This window comes from Olivibacter sp. SA151 (assembly GCF_054130995.1).
Genome location: NZ_CP096391.1, coordinates 1,539,745 through 1,557,933, shown reverse-complemented (window position 1 = coordinate 1,557,933; position 18,189 = coordinate 1,539,745). Strand labels below are relative to the sequence as shown.

General features: G+C 39.4%; 18 protein-coding genes. 8 read left to right on the top strand and 10 right to left on the bottom strand.

The genetic code is table 11. The features are described from left to right. Nucleotides 1–80 precede the first annotated feature (80 nt). The 7 genes from M1D52_RS06110 to ubiE all read right to left on the bottom strand — a co-directional run bounded on the left by M1D52_RS06110 (nt 81) and on the right by ubiE (nt 5,838). Nucleotides 81–971 carry an NAD kinase gene (locus M1D52_RS06110; RefSeq protein ID WP_437391844.1) on the bottom strand — a complete coding sequence of 297 codons (891 nt, stop codon included), beginning with the start codon at nt 969–971 and terminating at the stop codon, nt 81–83. A gap of 88 nt (nt 972–1,059) precedes the next feature. Continuing rightward, nucleotides 1,060–1,725, bottom strand: a complete 666-nt coding sequence (locus M1D52_RS06105; protein WP_013668391.1) for a CBS domain-containing protein — start codon at nt 1,723–1,725, stop codon at nt 1,060–1,062. A gap of 142 nt (nt 1,726–1,867) precedes the next feature. Further along, nucleotides 1,868–2,629 (bottom strand): alpha/beta fold hydrolase, encoded by a 762-nt coding sequence (locus M1D52_RS06100; RefSeq protein ID WP_013668392.1) that lies wholly within the window; start codon nt 2,627–2,629, stop codon nt 1,868–1,870. Nucleotides 2,630–2,687: 58 nt separating this feature from the next. Beyond that, on the bottom strand, nt 2,688–3,143 hold the full coding sequence (locus M1D52_RS06095) for a GatB/YqeY domain-containing protein (protein ID WP_437391843.1): 456 nt from the start codon (nt 3,141–3,143) through the stop codon (nt 2,688–2,690). 226 nt (nt 3,144–3,369) lie between these two features. Beyond that, on the bottom strand, nt 3,370–4,137 hold the full coding sequence (locus M1D52_RS06090; RefSeq protein WP_013668394.1) for an SDR family oxidoreductase: 768 nt from the start codon (nt 4,135–4,137) through the stop codon (nt 3,370–3,372). Between the two features lie 142 nt (nt 4,138–4,279). Beyond that, complete coding sequence (locus M1D52_RS06085) at nt 4,280–5,107, bottom strand: hypothetical protein (RefSeq protein ID WP_013668395.1); 828 nt, start codon at nt 5,105–5,107, stop codon at nt 4,280–4,282. Beyond that, entirely contained in the window at nt 5,104–5,838 is a 735-nt protein-coding gene (gene ubiE, locus M1D52_RS06080) for a bifunctional demethylmenaquinone methyltransferase/2-methoxy-6-polyprenyl-1,4-benzoquinol methylase UbiE (protein WP_013668396.1), read from the bottom strand. Before ubiE ends, M1D52_RS06085 begins: the two co-directional genes overlap by 4 nt. 199 nt (nt 5,839–6,037) lie before the next feature. On the opposite strand from ubiE, the gene yihA reads away from it, so the two are divergent. The 5 genes from yihA (at nt 6,038) to M1D52_RS06055 (ending at nt 11,161) form a co-directional block, all read left to right on the top strand. Continuing rightward, the gene (yihA, locus tag M1D52_RS06075) at nt 6,038–6,640 is read left to right on the top strand and encodes a ribosome biogenesis GTP-binding protein YihA/YsxC (protein WP_041387796.1); all 603 of its coding nucleotides are present in this window, start codon (nt 6,038–6,040) and stop codon (nt 6,638–6,640) included. 63 nt (nt 6,641–6,703) lie between these two features. Further along, the gene (locus M1D52_RS06070; protein ID WP_013668398.1) at nt 6,704–7,558 is read left to right on the top strand and encodes a UbiA-like polyprenyltransferase; all 855 of its coding nucleotides are present in this window, start codon (nt 6,704–6,706) and stop codon (nt 7,556–7,558) included. 410 nt (nt 7,559–7,968) lie between these two features. Next, nucleotides 7,969–8,805 carry a hypothetical protein gene (locus M1D52_RS06065; RefSeq protein ID WP_437364513.1) on the top strand — a complete coding sequence of 279 codons (837 nt, stop codon included), beginning with the start codon at nt 7,969–7,971 and terminating at the stop codon, nt 8,803–8,805. A 54-nt stretch (nt 8,806–8,859) separates the two neighbouring features. Continuing rightward, nucleotides 8,860–10,581: a M3 family oligoendopeptidase gene (locus M1D52_RS06060; protein ID WP_437393120.1), complete on the top strand. Its 1,722-nt coding sequence runs from the start codon at nt 8,860–8,862 to the stop codon at nt 10,579–10,581. Beyond that, on the top strand, nt 10,565–11,161 hold the full coding sequence (locus tag M1D52_RS06055) for an LOG family protein (RefSeq protein ID WP_013668402.1): 597 nt from the start codon (nt 10,565–10,567) through the stop codon (nt 11,159–11,161). Before M1D52_RS06060 ends, M1D52_RS06055 begins: the two co-directional genes overlap by 17 nt. 84 nt (nt 11,162–11,245) lie before the next feature. Here the strand turns inward: M1D52_RS06055 and M1D52_RS06050 are convergent, their stop codons facing one another. Further along, nucleotides 11,246–11,902, bottom strand: a complete 657-nt coding sequence (locus tag M1D52_RS06050; protein WP_013668403.1) for an HAD family hydrolase — start codon at nt 11,900–11,902, stop codon at nt 11,246–11,248. Nucleotides 11,903–11,977: 75 nt separating this feature from the next. Then, nucleotides 11,978–14,035, bottom strand: a complete 2,058-nt coding sequence (locus M1D52_RS06045) for a dipeptidyl-peptidase 3 family protein (RefSeq protein WP_437364506.1) — start codon at nt 14,033–14,035, stop codon at nt 11,978–11,980. A 364-nt stretch (nt 14,036–14,399) separates the two neighbouring features. Between M1D52_RS06045 and M1D52_RS06040 the strand changes: the two genes are divergently transcribed. Next, the gene (locus tag M1D52_RS06040; RefSeq protein WP_013668405.1) at nt 14,400–15,110 is read left to right on the top strand and encodes a hypothetical protein; all 711 of its coding nucleotides are present in this window, start codon (nt 14,400–14,402) and stop codon (nt 15,108–15,110) included. Nucleotides 15,111–15,269: 159 nt separating this feature from the next. Here the strand turns inward: M1D52_RS06040 and serS are convergent, their stop codons facing one another. After that, a complete protein-coding gene (gene serS, locus M1D52_RS06035; protein ID WP_013668406.1) occupies nt 15,270–16,541 on the bottom strand; it encodes a serine--tRNA ligase in 1,272 nt (423 codons plus the stop codon). A gap of 223 nt (nt 16,542–16,764) precedes the next feature. Here serS and rsmI point away from each other — a divergent pair, with 223 nt between their 5' ends. Next, the gene (rsmI, locus tag M1D52_RS06030; RefSeq protein ID WP_013668407.1) at nt 16,765–17,430 is read left to right on the top strand and encodes a 16S rRNA (cytidine(1402)-2'-O)-methyltransferase; all 666 of its coding nucleotides are present in this window, start codon (nt 16,765–16,767) and stop codon (nt 17,428–17,430) included. A 120-nt stretch (nt 17,431–17,550) separates the two neighbouring features. Further along, nucleotides 17,551–18,189: a PH domain-containing protein gene (locus M1D52_RS06025; protein ID WP_013668408.1), complete on the top strand. Its 639-nt coding sequence runs from the start codon at nt 17,551–17,553 to the stop codon at nt 18,187–18,189.

Genomic DNA, 18,189 nt, shown 5'->3' with positions numbered 1-18,189 from the left:
ATTGGACCCTCATTATCACATTAGTAATTATCATATTGACTAATTAATAAGTTTCTTACTCAACTACGTTACTATTTTCACTAATAGTTCCTCGTGTCCAGCCCCCACAAAAGTTTATGGCGTATGGTACTAAAAAAACTTTCTTGCTTTAGCCGAATCAGATTAACAGCATAATTGGCCTTCCGTATATGGATCGCTGTCCCGGTATTGACCGTTTCAGTTGTTGAATCATAAGAAAACAAAAAAGAGTCGCTTCTGCTTTCGACTTCGATACGGATCGTGCTACTGTCTGATACCACGATAGGTCTGACATTTAGGTTATGAGGTGAAATAGGTGTAATGATAAAGTTTCCCGAGCCGGGCATTACAATTGGCCCACCGCAGCTCAATGAATATGCAGTAGAACCCGTCGGGGTCGCGATGATAAGTCCATCCGCCCAATAAGCATTTAACAGTTCGTTATTTACATAAGCATGAACCGTTATCATGGCAGAGCTATCTTTTTTAATGATTGTAATATCATTTAAAGCAAAAGCTAATTGCCTCCCATCCGGTTCCGGCCCATTACCTTTATAGGTAGCGAGCAAGACCCTCTTTTCGATATCATAATTCCCGCTAAGCAGTTGGGCAAGCGCATGTTCAATTTTGTCTTTATTGATACTTGCCAAAAAACCAAGTCGTCCAAAATTTATACCGGTCACCGGAATACCGCTATCACCGATAATGGAAACGGCTGCCAACATGGTTCCGTCACCGCCAAGGCTCAACATAAACCGGGTATCACCGGGAAGGTCTGTATAAGAATAAAAGGAGTGGGTTTCCTTCCTCCAAGCTATTTTATCGGCTAAAAATTCATTGAAAGGTTGATATACCCATATTTCGATATCTTCTGCTGCTAAAAGATCGAACAACGCTTGTACATATTGAATGACAGCATTCTGAAACTCTCTTCCGTATATAGCTATTTTCATTAAAATAATTTATTCTTAACGGAGATGAAGCTTTGATCGCATGAGGCGGTCGGCTGTGTCATATCGTCTGTCTGTTTCATCCGTAAAATCATAAATCCAGGTACCTCATTAACTGATCATACCGATCCCGGGTAGAGTCGTAGCCTCTCTTATCATTATAAATTCCCTTGACGATATAATCGTGCCTTAAAAACGCTGCCACAATAGAAGATATATCCGTTCTATTTAATTTCAATGTGATTTCAAGCCGCGTTGAGTCAGGAAAGCTTCTGACACTTGAACTGAGAATCTGGGTATTATCTGATTCGATAATTTGTGATATATGGGACAATGAGTTATCTCTATTTCCTATTTCCAACACAATGATTCCGCCTTCTGCATCGGACGCCATGTTTTCTGCCAGGAAATCTGTTAGATTTTTCAACGTAATCACACCTTTGTACTGCTGTTGTTCATCCACAATCGGCAATATATCCAAGCTATGTGCATGAAAAAGACGTAGCGCGTCATAAACGTGTTGATTTTCGAAGGCAAAAATCAGTTTTAAGGCATGCTTGGATGCAACCGCTTCCAAGCGCATCTCTCCCACATGCTCCAAAAGATCATCTTCAATAACCAAACCCAAGTAAGCGTTATTCTGCACTACAGGAAGTTGCGACACTTTATATTCAGTCATTCTATCCAAAAGAAATTGTAAGGTATCTTCCGGGCGGACTGGAAATATGTCGTTTTTTATGATTTCACCTGTAGTCATCGTTGCTTTTACTTTTTTAGTTAATCGGGTAATGAGTGCTGCAATTTCTCATCGAGCGAGTCATCAATAACTATTTATATATACGATAAAAACAACGTTTGGTTTAATCCCTTATCAAAAAAGAGGTCTTTTTTGATAATACCTATGCATCCAGTTTATTCAAAAATGCTTTTAAGTGTTGATTAAACTGCAAAGGTTGTTCCATCATTGGAGCATGGCCACACTGATCGATCCAGGTCAATTCAGCATTGGGCAGTTTTTCTAAAAATTCCTCAGCTACTTCCGGCGGCGTAATTTTATCATTTTTCCCCCAAATTAAGCCTACTCGGATTTTAATATTTGGCAATTCCTTGGCCATATTATGCCGAATTGCCGATTTAGCCATAGCGATTGTTTTAATGACTCGCTCTTTATTATTTACGGTTTCGAAAACTTCATCTACTAGTTCCTTAGTAGCTATTTTTGGATCGTAAAAGGTAAACTCTACCTTTTCCTTTATATAATCGTAGCTTTCCCTTCTGGGAAATGAGCCGCCAAATGAATTTTCATATAATCCTGAGCTTCCCGTCAATACCAGCGCTTTCACTTTATTTTGGTGCTCCGCGACATACATGAGAGCCACATGGCCTCCTAAAGAATTACCGATTAGTACAAAATTGTTTAACTTGAGGTGGTTAACAAATTTTTCAAACCATTTTGTTAAACTTTTAACACCCGTTGAGATTATCGGCATATCGTATATCGGCAACATGGGGATGATCACTCTATGGGTCTCTTTCAATTCGCTAACTGTATCTTCCCAGTTACTTAAGGCTCCCATTAAACCATGGAGCATAAGCACCACTTCTCCTGTACCTTCATCTATATATTTAAAACCCTTATCTTCCTTAATGGTCAACTCCATATAATAATTCCTAGTATCTATATAACTTTTGATGAAATGCAATCATGTTTAGCACCTCCTATAAGGCACTTAACTGCTCCTTAACTACTTCTGCTATCGTCTTTCCATCAGCTTTGCCTGCTAAACGCTGATTAATAAGGCCCATTACTTTACCCATATCTTTGACGCTTGTTGCACCCACCTCTTGTACTACACGTTGTACCTCTGCAACGATCTTTTCCCTACTGAGCTGTTTGGGTAAGTATTCTTCTATAACGTCCTGTTCTTCTTTTTCTATTTGATAAAGATCCTGTCTGTTTTGTTGCAAATAAATCTCAGCAGATTCTTTGCGCTGCTTAACGAGTTTTTGTAGGACTTTTACCTCTGTTTCCTCTGTTAACGTTTCGGTTGCTCCTTTTTCTGTCTTCGCTAGTAAAAGAGCAGATTTAATTGCTCTCAATCCTCTCAACCGAGCCTCGTCTTTGGCTAACATAGCCGCTTTAATATCCTGATTTATCGTGTTCTCAAGAGCCATATTCATTTTATATTATGCACCTTTATGATGCGAATTATTTAACGTTTGGGATTGTTCCCTATATTATAAGCTACCGCGACATTACTTTTTGGGCAAAACTAATTATTTTACACATAAAACAGGTAAACAGGAACAAGTATTTACTTAAGATTTACCTTTCCTGCTAATCGATCAGTCTCAAAATAACCACAAAATAGCATACAATCCAAGTTTCGATAAAAATATTTTATGGCTCCTTATGGAAAAGAGTGCCGGTTGCCTGAGCCGTTGGCATTAGCAATAAATCATTTACATTTACATGGGGTGGACGGGAAGCTGCGAACCAAATAGCTTCTGCAACGTCCTCGGCAGACAAGGGAGTAAAACCTTCATATACTTTTTTAGCTCTCTCTCTATCACCTTTAAACCGAACAACGGAAAACTCAGTTTCGACTGCTCCCGGATCAACACTTGTGACCTTTATATTATACGGCAACAAATCGATTCGCATCGCTTTCGTCAAGGCATCTACTGCATGCTTTGTTGAACAGTACACGTTTCCATTTGGATAAACTTCCTTCCCGGCAATCGAACCGATATTGATGATATGTCCTGTCTTTCTCTCTTGCATAGCAGGAGCTACGGCTCTCGTAACATAAAGTAAGCCCTTCAAATTAGTATCAATCATGCGATCCCAATCGTCAGTGTTGCCTTCTTGTATGGGTTCCAATCCCTGACTCAGACCTGCATTATTGATTAAAACATCAATAACCTTCCAATTTTCAGGTAATTCATCCCATACCTTTTGTACTAGGTTCTTATCCCGTACATCTAAACCTATTGCATGAATCTGAACGCCATATTTATTTTGTAGATCAGTAGCCATGGCATGCAACCGGTCTACCCGGCGGGATGCCAATAAAAGGTTGTACTTTTCCCTTGCAAATATTTCCGCGCAGGCAAAACCAATTCCCGAGCTTGCACCTGTTATAAAGACCGTCTTCATTCCTAACATGTTATTTTTATCGTGTTATACTGCTCAAGGTAAACACGATATTTTTAAATGAATTCCTTCTGTTTTGTTCTTTTATCTATGTAAGTCCATCTCCTTTTATGCTTTCTGAAATCACTCCCTCATAAAAGACTCGTTCAGCCAACTACTCAAATATCAAACTGAATTGGATACTTCTTAGCGATAGTTTATCAAGTGGTTCCATAAAAGGATTGGGTAAGTTCTTCCATTTTTTATCGAGAATGCTATTCATGGTTTGCGACCATTTTAACTCTGCCGACATCTTGAAGTACTCAAAAAACAAATCGACACCTACCCCCGCTTCATATGAAAAATAATAAGGTTTTACAATAAGGGGCATGAATTCCGGACGATTTTCTGTAAGCTCGTTATAGTATTTGTTCCGTCCTATATTTCTACTGAATTTTGCACCTCCAACAAGGTAGCCCCGATATTTATCTTCGCCGTAGATCTTTTTCATATCCGATTTAAACTTAAATAGAACAGGCATTTCAAATGCAAAAAAGTTCTTATCTAAGCTGTTGCCGCTTGCATTAGGGTTGGGTTCCTCTTTATGATATTTAGATATCGTAACCCGTTCGCCTGTAGCTTCGTCCAAAAACGTATAGTCCAACGACTGGTTAGCGAATATCAAATATGTGGGCCTGACAATAAAATTTGCATTCCCACCAATCCGTACATCAATTGGGATGCCGAAGCCTACTCCGCCCATGGCGGCAGGCGTTTTTAACCCTACCAACCTTCTTCCCGGAACACCACCATTGGATGATTGCCAATGGGCATTTTTTGTGGCCTTATAATAAGAAGTCTGATAGGTAAAGAAAAAGCCGAGATGAAGTATCTGATCTTCATCGTACTCGCCGCTAAAAGGTAAAGTCATTCTTTTTTGCGCACTCGCAACAAAAGAAAAAACGAGCATAACGCCCAATGCAATACCTTTTTTTATCATCATTTTGTGCCTATATAAATGCTACAAATACCGAAAGTTTGCGGTCTACATACTGTTTTTGAAAAACCTACTCGATCAAGAATTGTTGTAAACCGCTCTCCGTCCGGAAATTGTACAACTGACTCCGGCAAATAGCTATAAGCTTCCCGATCTTTGGAGAACAATCTTCCGAAGAAAGGCATGAGTGTCCTGGAATAAACACTGTAAAGTTGCTTCATGGGAAAAGTTTTTGGATTTGAAAATTCCAATATAACCGCTTTCCCTCCCGGCCTTAACACGCGACAAATATCAGCAAGACCTTTTTCCAGGTTTTCAAAATTGCGAACGCCAAAAGCGACTGTAACGGCATCGAATGATCCATCATCAAAAGGTAAACCCTCCGAATCTCCCAACACTACTTCAAATTTATTGCCCACACCTCGCTTTGCGATTTTCTCCTTGGCAACCGCTAACATCCCTTCAGAAATATCAACTCCGACTATTTTATCAGGCTTCAGTATATTAATAGCCTCAAAGGCAAAATCACCCGTCCCGGTAGCTACATCCAATATTTTTTTAGGTTGCAATTGGCGGAGCGACCTAATCGCCTTCTTTCGCCATATGATATCAATACCAAAAGATAAAAAGTGATTGAGGAAATCGTAGGTCTTCGATATATTATTGAACATGGTAGCGACCTGTTGTTTCTTGCCTACCTTGTCATCTTTATATGGGGTAATTGTGTTTGAATCCATGCGTACGCAAACTTATACAAAATTGCGTTCTTCGCCAAGGGTCTCTATGTAATAATCGTTGTGAGTGGTCGACTAGCGTTGCAGACATAATTTGTCATGTCTTATGCCGAGTATCCTATCCCTTGTCTGTTATCAACCATTTCCCTACTCAACTATTTACGGCTTAAAACGTACAACTAAAATGCTATCTTTGCCTATTATGATCATAAAAAGTGCTGAATTTGTTTGTAGCAACACAAGGATAGATAAGCTTCCTCCTCCTACGATTCCTGAATACGCCTTTATAGGACGTTCAAATGTGGGAAAATCTTCATTGATCAATGCGTTAACTCAGCATAAAGGTTTAGCAAAAACTTCGCAAACACCCGGAAAAACGCAGTTAATAAACCATTTTTTAGTTAACAAGGAGTGGTTTTTGGTAGATTTACCGGGGTACGGTTATGCAAAAACCTCTAAAACAAATCGCAGCGAATGGGAAAAATTTATAAAAAAATACCTATTTAACCGGGAGAATCTACAATGTGTATTCGTGCTGATAGACAGCAGATTAACACCACAAAAAAATGATTTGGATTTTTGCTGTTTGTTGGGAGAAAAAGGCATTCCCTTTATTCTTATTTTTACCAAGGCTGATAAACAGTCTAAAATAAAATCGGAACATAATATAGAACTGTTTCGTAAGGCTCTTTTAACTTGGTTTGAAGAAGTTCCACCACATATACTCACCTCGTCCGAAACCCGAAATGGGTGCGACGAAGTACTTGGTTTAATTGACGAAGTTAATCAGAGATTCACCGTTTAATATCATCGATATAAACATAAGCTGACATCAGCAGGTGCGTAGCACGCCGTTACAATTACACAAATGAAAAAATATCTATCGCTTGTTCTTTTTGCACATAGCATTTTTGCGATGCCCTTTGCTTTTATTGGTTTCTTTTTAGCCATTCACACAACCAATTATACGTTCAATTGGTTGTTACTGTTACTGATGTTGATCTGTATGGTTTCAGCGCGTAATGCCGCTATGGCCTTTAATCGTTATCTAGACAGGGATATTGATGCGCTTAATCCCCGCACAGCTATGCGTGATATTCCAGCAGGCCGTATAAGTGCAAAGAGCGCACTAATTTTCACCACCATAAACTGCATTATTTTTGTAATAGCCACCTATTTTATTAATCCTGTTTGCTTTTACCTCTCGCCTGTAGCACTATTTGTTGTATTGTTTTATAGCTATACCAAACGTATAACGCCTCTGTGCCATTTGGTATTGGGATTAGGTCTAGGTTTAGCTCCCCTCGGTGCTTATTTGGTTGTAACGGGCAGCTTCAATATCGTACCGGTGTTATATGCGTTCTCTGTACTCTTCTGGGTAAGTGGTTTTGACATTATCTACGCTTTACAGGATGAAGAATTTGATCGAAGCCATCATTTAAACTCGATACCAGCTTACTTTGGCAAGAAGGGTGCATTACGTATATCCGAAGTTTTACATATACTATCGGCTTGTTGCGTAATCATCCCTATGTTTTATCTACATTTAAGTTGGTTCTATATTATAGGTGTTCTTTTTTATTGTTCGCTACTCGTCTATCAACATCTTATCGTAAGTCCTACCGACTTACGACGAGTTAATCGGGCGTTTATGACCACCAATGGGATTGCCTCCGTTATTTTTGCTATGTTCTTTTTATTGGATATTTATTTCTTTGGTTAAGCCTTTACTAAAAAGGTGCTATTTTAATATGACAGTAGACACAATGGAAAAAGAGTAAGTGTTTGCACTACTCGATGCTTTTCCAGTCAAAAGCAAATAAAAGCCCTGCTTAAATAGATGTCCTAGGAGATCCCTTTTTCATCCGTCTTCCATTCCTATGATATTCCTGTAACATCCGTACTATATACGTTCTATAGAAAAGCAATGAAATACGGATGGATAGCGGAAGTATACCGAATGATAGGTGGATATGACGTGGACTAAAGGTGGATTTCACGTGGACTTGACGTGGATTCAAACATTGAAAAAATCTGATGTAATAATTGAAATCAGGAAGCTTTTAGGTGTTGGTAGGAATACTTTGCAAATTTACGAAAAATATTGTAAAATGCCGGCTAATTGGTAATACTATGGCAAAACAAACAAGTGATATTACCCTTAGCGGAAAATTAGGTGATCATGTTCATTATCATCGTAACGGCAAGCACTTTACAAAAAGGGCCTCCACTAAGCCCCATAATTTTTCACCAAGAAGTGTTGCGGCCCAAGAAACTTTCGGTTTGGGCAGCGCCGTAGGGAAGCAGTTAAAAATAGCTTTAAAGCCTGTTTTAGATGAATATAAATATGATGGTATACACAATAGATTAACTGAGGTTTGCAAACAAATTTTCAGAAAGGGGCCGATACATCCATCAGAAACTAAAAGATTCGAAGACCATAATATTAAAATGCTGCTCGGTTTGAACTTAAACAGGCACACAGCTATTGAATCACTGATATATAAAAACCCGTTAGAACTCCTTTATAGCCCTACAGGAGAAATAAAGATCATGGTAAATGAGCATAATCCAACGGAGGTTTTTCCGAACCATTTAAAGATGTATGCAGCTTCAATCAGATTTCTTTTTTTAATCATTGACTTAGAAAAACCATCTCATACCCACCATCAAACACAGGAGATCATAATCCCGTTAAATCAATCGCACTTTGCGAAAATACAGGGAAGTGTACACCTAGGATCAGTGGATAATAAACTGTTAATGTGTTGTACACAACTTAGATATTATGGCAATGCAGACTGCCATTCTTATTCAAACAATAAAAAGTTGGTCGCTGCAGCGATTACAGCCATCGAATACATTAAAAACGGAGCTTTTGTCTCCTATCCTCCATTTAATCAACATGAAGCTAAGCCTTTAGCCAATAAGGGCGTACCGCTTAATACAATCGCTATAAAATGGGAATAAGTGACAAAGAAATTAATGTCCTTTCCACTTCAAACGTTATTCATAAAAAGATATATGCAGACACCAAATAAAATTAACCGTCGATTTGTATCACAAGATTTATCCATCTTATGGGAAAATCTGAATCCTTTGTTTCAAGACTTACAAAATCGATCCATTGATTCCAAAGAAGCATTGGAACAATGGATGCTTGACCGTAGTGAATTAGAAGCAGTTTTGGAAGAAGATTTCGCTTGGCGTTATATCCGTATGACATGCGATACAACAGATGAGAAATTACTTCAAGATTTTCAATATTTCGCTACGGAGATTGAGCCGAAAATAGCACCCATTGCCAATTTATTAAATAAAAAACTTATAGAATCCCCCTTTGTAAAGGAATTGGATCAAGAAAAGTATTTTATCTATTTGAGGGGGGTTAAGAAAGCGTTGGAAATATTTAGAGAGGAAAACATCCCACTTTTAACCGAATTGCAGGTGGAACAGCAAAAATATCAATCCATCACCGGAAATATGGAGGTGGAATTTGATGGTAAAAGTTATACGCTTCCCCAAGCGGCCACATTTTTAAAGGCTACTAACCGGCAAAAACGGGTAGAGGTTTGGCAGCGTATAAACAACAGGCGCCTACAAGATAAAGATCAGTTGAATAGTCTTTTTAACCGTTTACTGAAGCTAAGACACCAAGTAGCGCTGAATGCCGGTTTTGAAAATTATCGCGATTATATGTTTCAATCCCTAGGTCGTTTTGACTATACTCCTCAAGACTGTTATGCTTTCCATGCAGCAATCGAAAAAGAAGTGGTTCCGCTTTTGCAAGAAAAAGCAGAAATACGTAGAAATACGCTTCAGATTAACGAGCTAAAGCCGTGGGATCTGGAAGTGGATATTACGGGAAAACCAGCGCTTAAACCTTTTGATAACGGACAAGAACTGATCGAAAAAACCGCTGCTTGTTTCAACCGATTAGATTCATCTATTGGCAAATACATCGAAATTATGCAAGCACGTGAACTTTTTGATGTGGAAAGCAGAAAAGGGAAAGCTCCCGGTGGCTATAACTATCCCTTAGCGGAAAGCGGTGCTCCGTTTATTTTTATGAATTCGGCCAACACATTTAGAGATTTAACAACTATGGTCCATGAGGGGGGGCATGCTTTGCATACCTTTCTAACTGCCGACTTAGAACTGAACGACTTCAAGCACCTTACCAGTGAGATTGCCGAACTAGCATCCATGAGTATGGAGCTCATTTCGATGGATTACTGGGATTCGTTCTTCGAAAACCATGAGGATCTCGTACGCGCCAAACGAGAACAACTGGAAGATGTATTGAAAACCTTACCTTGGGTGGCTACCGTTGATCAATTCCAGCATTGGCTCTATACTAATCCCGACCATACGGAGGAACAACGGGCTATCGCATGGAATGAGATTTTTGATCGCTTTGGCCATAATTTCGCGAACTGGGACGGCCAAGAGGAGGCAAAATCGTTCCTTTGGCAAAAGCAGCTGCATATCTACGAGGTACCGTTCTATTATATTGAATATGGTATGGCTCAATTGGGAGCGATTGCTGTATGGAAAAATTATAGGGAAAACCCTGAATTAGGCTTAAGGCAATACATAGATGCCCTTAAACTGGGGTACACGAAAACAATTCCCGAAATTTATCAAACGGCTGGAATTGCCTTCGATTTCAGCCAAACTTACATAAAAGAGCTGATACAATTTGTGAAAGCAGAATTGGAAAAATTATATGAAGAACAACATTAAGAGTATTACCGTATTTTGCGGATCTAGTAACGGACTGAAAAGCAGTTACATGGAACAAGCCTTTTTACTTGGCGAAACGTTAGCGCAAAAGGGTATTCAACTTGTATATGGTGGCGCTAAAGTAGGCTTAATGGGAGCCGTTGCGGATGGCGCGTTGAGCAAGAAGGGCAGAGTCGTCGGTATCATACCTGATTTTCTAAAAAAGAAGGAGTTGGCACATGGAGGTATTACCGAACTGCATATCGTTGAAACCATGCATCAACGTAAAACAAAGATGCATGATCTGTCTGATGGTTTTATAGCGTTGCCTGGAGGTTTTGGAACCATGGAAGAGCTGTTTGAAATTATTACCTGGGCCCAACTTGGCCTACATAAAAAGCCCATCGGGCTGCTCAACACAGATAGCTTTTATGACCACCTCGTCTTATTGCTCGATCAAATGGTCAATAACGGCCTCTTAAAGGAAAGCAATCGTAATATGTTATTGGTTAATCAGGATATTGATACGCTGATTGAGCAGATGTATTCGTATGAAGCTCCCGCTGTAGGCAAGTGGATCAGCAGTGAGGAAGAAGTGTAGTTAAATATAGCAGCGGCACGAACTGTAGCAACATCAATAAGAGAGAGCGTGCTCGTGCTGCTGCCACTGTTACTATTTAACAAGCTAGCGAAATAACCGATCGAGAGTCTCGAGGTCAATATCGTGGTAATTGCGGATATAGTAGTCACAGGGTGGTAGTTCTTCTTTGGTATGAGAAGAAAGAACTCCAACAACCTTCATGCCTGCATTGACCGCTGCCGTCACGCCCGAAAATGAATCTTCAAAAACAACACAGCCCGTTGGTAATACCTGCAAATTTTTCGCCGATTTTAAATATACTTCGGGATTAGGCTTATGCTTTTCTACATCCTCGCTGCTTAATACCGATTCCATTTGAGGCGCGAATGCTAACTTGTCCAAAATAAGCTCGAGATTTAAGTAAGGCGCCGAAGTAGCCACCCCGGTTTTATATCCTGCATCTTTCAAGCTCGACAAAAAACTCAGAAATCCTGGTATAGGGTCAATATGATTGGCATAAATGGTTCTGAATAACAATTCCTTTTCGTCCTCCAGTTCCTTCACCTCCTCATCACTAAGCTCTTTTTTTAGAAAATACTTCATGATATAGCTATTATGCTTACCATACATATGATCTATGAATTCCTGTTCGGTATACGGAATTGATCTTTTATCAAAAAATTGCTTAAACGCTTCTGCATGATATGGGTTGGTATGACAAATGACTCCATCCATATCGAAAATTACGGCTCGATGATTCATGCCGCAAAGATAGTGATAAAGGTATAAGGTGAAAAGCCTAATCCTTACACCCTATACCGTACTTCTCGCACCGTTCTAATTCTTTATCGGTAAGAAGCCATACGTTTTCCCATATTCCAACATTTGTTCGTAAAAAGAAGTGGGATATTCGATTTTAACATCCGTTATTCGTCCATCTTCTTCTATTGCAATCAATTTTGGCTGTATGAAGCCCTTATACGGCTTGAGATTTAATTTCGCATACCGCTCCAACACTTCTTTATGCAGCGCTTGATCAACCTTCACGCCGTAGTTTTCAACGAGATTTTTACCCGCTTCATAATCACCTTCGGATTTAATGCGTTGGATTTCTCTTAGCAGCTCGCCAAACAAAGTACGCAATTTTTCATAATCATTGATCTGCACATAGGTTTTACCGTTAGCTTTGATGAATTCAACAACTTTATCATTCTTCCCACGCTCATATACCCAGTAAGCATTCAACGCGCGATTGCGCATGTGGGCTTCTTCTATATTATCACCTAACTTTAGCCGTGTCAACTGCGTCATTAAACCGTTCATCATATAGTTATCGTATTCGGCTTTCCCGACCTCTAAAGAAGGCATAACGCCTATTTCAACTAATTTAGGATCCATCACATAGTACAAGGCAACGAGATCAGCGCGAGCTTCTTCTAAGCACGAAGCATAGCTTTTCAAGGTTTTATCCGGAGTTCCAACGCCCGAATTTATCTGGCCCGAAGCGTGACCTATACATTCATGCATATCGGTATGCAAATCGCTTCCCAGGTTCCCAAATTGTTTCATACGCTCCAATTTTTTCGGATTATTAACAAACTCATCCAAGAACCCGCTGCTGGCACTACTTTCATTATAAGCATGTATGATATTGCTCAAAGACACTGACTTTGAGCCATACTCTTTGCGTAACCAGTCAGAGTTCGGTAAATTAATTCCGATAGGAGTACTAGGAGCGGCATCACCTGCTTCTACAATTGCCGTGATAGCTTTGGCACTGATTCCTTTTACTTTTTTCTTCTTGTGCTCTGCTATCAATGGTGAATTGTCTTCGAACCATTGCGCCTGATCCGCGATGGCTTTAATTCGTTTGGTACTTTCGAAATCCTTTAGGGAAAGAACGGCTTCATAGCTACCTTTCATGCCGATGGCATCGTTATAAACTTCGATAAAACCATTCGCAAAATCAATGGTAGCGGTGGTATCTTGCACCCATGCAATATTGTATTCATCCCATTTTTTTAAGTCGCCCGTTCTATAATAATCTACGAGCAACGACAGCGATTTTTTCTGTTGGTCATTTTCCGCTAATGGAATAGCTTTCTCAATCCAATGCACCATCTGCTTGATGGCTGCATCATACATGCCGCCCATTTTCCAAACACGTTCAATCAACTTGCCCGATTCTTTGGTAACTTTACTATTCAGGCCCCATTCCGGATCTTGCCCTGTATGTGGAAATGAATTGTAAAAATTTTCGACTTCCTGTTGTGTAACACCTTCATAAAAATTGTTAGACGACTGCGCGACGTGATCAATACCCTCTGTCAAGTTAACCATTTTAGACTCAAACGACGGATCAAAGATGATCTCTTTCATTTTTGCCAAAAAGGCTTCTACAGTCTCGCCTTCATTTAACGGGAGCGACTTTTCGTCGCAAGCCTTCACCAATTTAGCAAAGTAGTCAAAAGTGCAAGTAGGCACAAATTTATCGTTTGAATAATGATGATGATTCCCGTTACTGAACCAAAATTGTCCTGAATAAACCTTAAATTTCTCCCATTCATCTCCGGATTGCTCCGTTTTAGGGTTATGCCAAATGGCTTCTAACGTCTTCCTAATTGTTAAATTATACTTTCCTCTTTGATCATAGATAATATCACGACCCGAAAGTGCCGCTTGATAGAGATAATACGCGAAAGTCTTTTGTTTTAATGTAAGTTGTTCCCAGCCCGGTACCTGATAACGTAAGATTTCGAGGTCTGCGAAGGAATCGACGGAAACTTTAAACGTGTCCTTAACTGAAGTTTGCTTTTCAGAAGTATTGCAAGCGGGTAAAAGTGCGACTGCTAGTACACTAAAGAGCCAAATGCTCCGATTTTTTTTCTTCATCATATTGTGGTTCTAATTTAGCTTGTAAAGGTACTAGTTTAGGAAATAGTTAGTAGGGAAATTGTTAAGTAGTTGATTAGCCGATGAGCCAATGTGATGATGAGCTTATTGCGGGCTTAAAGCGTACTGCTTATGGCTTAGAGCATCGGCAATGGTTGAGTAGGGAAATTGTTAAGTAGTTGATTAGCCGATGAGCCAATGTGATGATGGGCTTATTGCGGGCTTAAAGCGTACTGCTTATGGCCTAGAGCATCGGCAATGGTTGAGTAGTTAGTTGCTTTTAATACAGGTAAAAAAGCTAATGGATAGCTGATTTGTATATTCGATAAATTTTTCATAACTTAAACATATAAAACCGGAGGTTAATATGTCTAAATTAAATGCCGATTGGTTTATCGAAATTCCCTTGGATTTTGAATACAAGAAATATCACCTTTTAGCCTATCTTAAAGAAATCAACCATCATTTCCACAAAAATAGGCTATATCCTAACTTAAATGATTTGGTCTTTCATTATAATAATTTACAAAAGTTCAAGAAGGATAAGACAACACTGCAAGATTCTTTTCCGGTGCGTTTAACCCATGCCGATACGGAAGCAGTAAAATTAACCTATGAAAAGCTAGTGAACGACGATGAATTAATGATGGAGATCGAACGCATTATCAGTTACGCTATCGTAAAGTTAGGTAGCGTCTTAAAAGAAGGAAAAGAGATCTATGATTTTGTAGAGAGCCGTTTGACCATTGAGTCGATTGGAGTAATGCCGCTTTACCCATATAATGGATATATGCTATTAAAAAACGGAGATGAGAAAGGCATTTTAGTATATGAATATCAAGTGACTTTGTTTGAAGGAAAAGACGAAAAATATCGTGGCGTTCATATGCATTACGTTACCAAATACGATCGGCATTTTCTTTACGGAACACCGGAGTCGATTCGTAAAGATCTTATACACAAACGGAAAAAGCTACCCAATCCGGCGGTTTACCATGTGGAAAGCGATATTACTTTTCCACTCGATCAGACCTTGTTACCGCTGGCCAAGCGCACATTGATGAAGCATATATCTTAAGTTGTTGAGTGGTAAACTAGTTAAGATGTTTAGTGGTTAGTGGTTGATGTATTACAGTTACAGTACCAAGAAGCCATAACCAGTAACGCTTTAAACCCACATAAACCCATCATCCCATTGGCTAATCGGCTAATTAACCACTCAACTATTCCACTTTTCTTAATCAATCCATTCGAAACCTGTATAAGGCACAAGTACCGATGGAACTTTGATTCCTTGATCTGTTTGGTTTTCCTCCAAAATACAAGCAACAATCCTCGGAAGTGCCAAAGCACTTCCATTGAGCGTATGGGCTAAATGCATTTTCCCATCCTGTCCTTTAAATCGTGCCTTTAAACGGTTACTTTGAAAAGTTTCAAAATTAGAAACAGAAGAAACCTCCAACCATCGTTGCTGTGCGCCACTCCATACTTCCATATCATAGGTCATAGCAGAGGCAAAGCCCATATCCCCGCCACATAAACGTAACACTCGGTACGGTAGTTGTAGCTTTTGCAACAGTGATTGCACATACTTGCTCATTTCCTCTAATACGTCATACGATTTTTCGGGGTGAACGATCTGAACCAATTCTACTTTATCAAACTGATGTAGCCGATTCAATCCTCGAACGTGTGCTCCATAGGATCCGGCTTCTCGTCTAAAACAAGGTGTATATGCCGTATTTTTTATAGGAAAATCCTCCTCCTTGAGAATCTCCCCTCTATACATATTGGTTACCGGCACCTCCGCTGTAGGAATAAGGTATAAGTCATCATCGGTTACATAATACATTTGCCCTTCTTTGTCCGGTAATTGTCCTGTTCCAAAACCCGAATCCCCATTGATTAAAATAGGCACCTGTACTTCCCGATAACCATTTTCAATTGCTTGATCCAAAAAGAAATTGATCAAAGCGCGTTGAAGTTTAGCTCCTTTTCCTTTATAAACAGGAAAACCAGCCCCACTAACCTTAACTCCTAACTCAAAATCAATGATATCATATTTGGCTGCCAATTCCCAATGTGGCAACGCATTTTCAGGTAAAACAGGCTTTTCACCGTGCTCCAATACAATTTCATTGTCTTCCGCTGTTTTACCCATGGGTACATCTTTGTAGGGGAGATTGGGTAATTGAACAATTTTCTGAAAAAACTGCTCTTCCAAAGAGCCTAACTCTTCGTTTAATACTTTTAGCTGTTCTTTGTATTCTCCTGACCGGGTTTTGATTTCTTCCGCTTCTTCTCTTTTCCCTTGACGCATTAATTCGCCAATTTGTTTCGCTGCTGCATTACCTTCCGCTGCAATGGACTCTGATCGGGTTTTGATGGAACGAATGTCTTCATCTAAACGAATGACTTCATCTACCAATTCCAATTGACCGAAATTACGCACTTGTAAGCGCTTAATCACATCCTCTCTATTCTCGCGGATATAGCTAATTTGCAACATATATTCTTATTTTTGCAGACAAAGATATTAAAAGTAAAAAGTAAAAAGTAAAAATTCAAAAACTTGGCTCCCGTAGGGATGGCCTGCCCTCCTGTAGGGATGGCAAAAAGCGAGCTCATTGATATCTTTAAAAGTAAGTAAGATATGTTCATAAAAAGCCATCGGTAGCATCCAGGTATCTCTTGACACCTCACACCCATGACTTGATCTTAATAACAGACAAATGCTTTATATCGTTCCAACACCCGTCGGCAATTTAGAAGACATGACATTCCGTGCCATACGTATTCTAAAAGAGGCTGATATCATTTTGGCTGAGGACACACGTACAAGTGCGCCTCTTCTCAAGCATTTTGGGATTGATAAAAAGGCTTATGCTCACCATCAACATAACGAGCATAAGGCCTTGAACGAGATTATTCGCTTTTTAAAAGAAGGTAAAAAAGTAGCACTCATATCCGATGCGGGAACACCCGCCATTTCTGACCCTGGTTTTCTGTTAGTCCGAGAAGCTATAAAAAATGGACTGGAAGTTTCTTGCCTTCCCGGCGCAACAGCTTTTGTTCCGGCATTGGTAAATTCGGGATTACCTACGGACAGCTTTGTCTTTGAAGGCTTTCTACCGATAAAAAAAGGCCGACAAACAAAACTCAAATCGCTCATTGACGAAGAAAGAACTACTATTTTTTACGAGTCGCCCCACCGCATTCTAAAAACCTTGGAGGAATTTAGTATATATTTCGGGAAAGACCGCTTCATTTCTGTATCACGAGAGATCAGTAAAATATACGAGGAAAATGTAAGGGGCACCATCGAAACTGTATTGACACATTTTAAAAACAATCCGATAAAAGGGGAGTTTGTAATTTGTGTGGCAGGAAAATCGTAAATTAGCATGGCTTAGTTGTGAGTAAGTTGATTAGGAAATGGGAATGGTCGAATGTACGACTTAACGTCTCAACGACTTACCCTATATTCTTTATTTTGAATTTTGAATTTTACTTAAAAGATGTACATAGAACAATATCTAAACGAGGAACAAGACCCTAAAGTGGTAGAAAAACTCGTAAGCAAGTTAAAAGACATGCTTACTTCCGGTGAAGTGATCACTTATATTGCTGTACAAAAAAAACCAGCGGTTACACTGCTACCTGATTGTGTTGTAATTACCAGCAAGCGAATCATTCTTTGTGAGTCTGCTAAACTAGGTCTTACTACCAATTTTGAGATATTTACTTGGCAGGATGTAAAAGATGTGACGTTTAAAGAGGAATTCTTTGGAGCAAAATTTACGGTAATTCCGCAAAGTGGCGAGAACTTAACGGTAGAATATATTCCGAAAGTGCAAGCTAGAAAACTTTATCAACTAGCTAATGAAGCACTCGAAAGGAAGCGGGAAGAGCAACGTCTACGAGAAATAGAATTAAAAAAGGCCGCGACACCTCCTGTTATGTTAAAATCATTACCGGAGGAATTACCTATTGAACCACCACTGAAACCGGAAGAAGAGCCGGTCCTTAAAACACCCGCCGAACAGGAGGACGAAGTAACCATCAAATTGAAGAAGCTGAAAACGCTATTTGAAAAGCAGCTAATTACACAAGCCGAATACGAAAATAAGAAAAACGAAATCCTATCTCAATTTTAA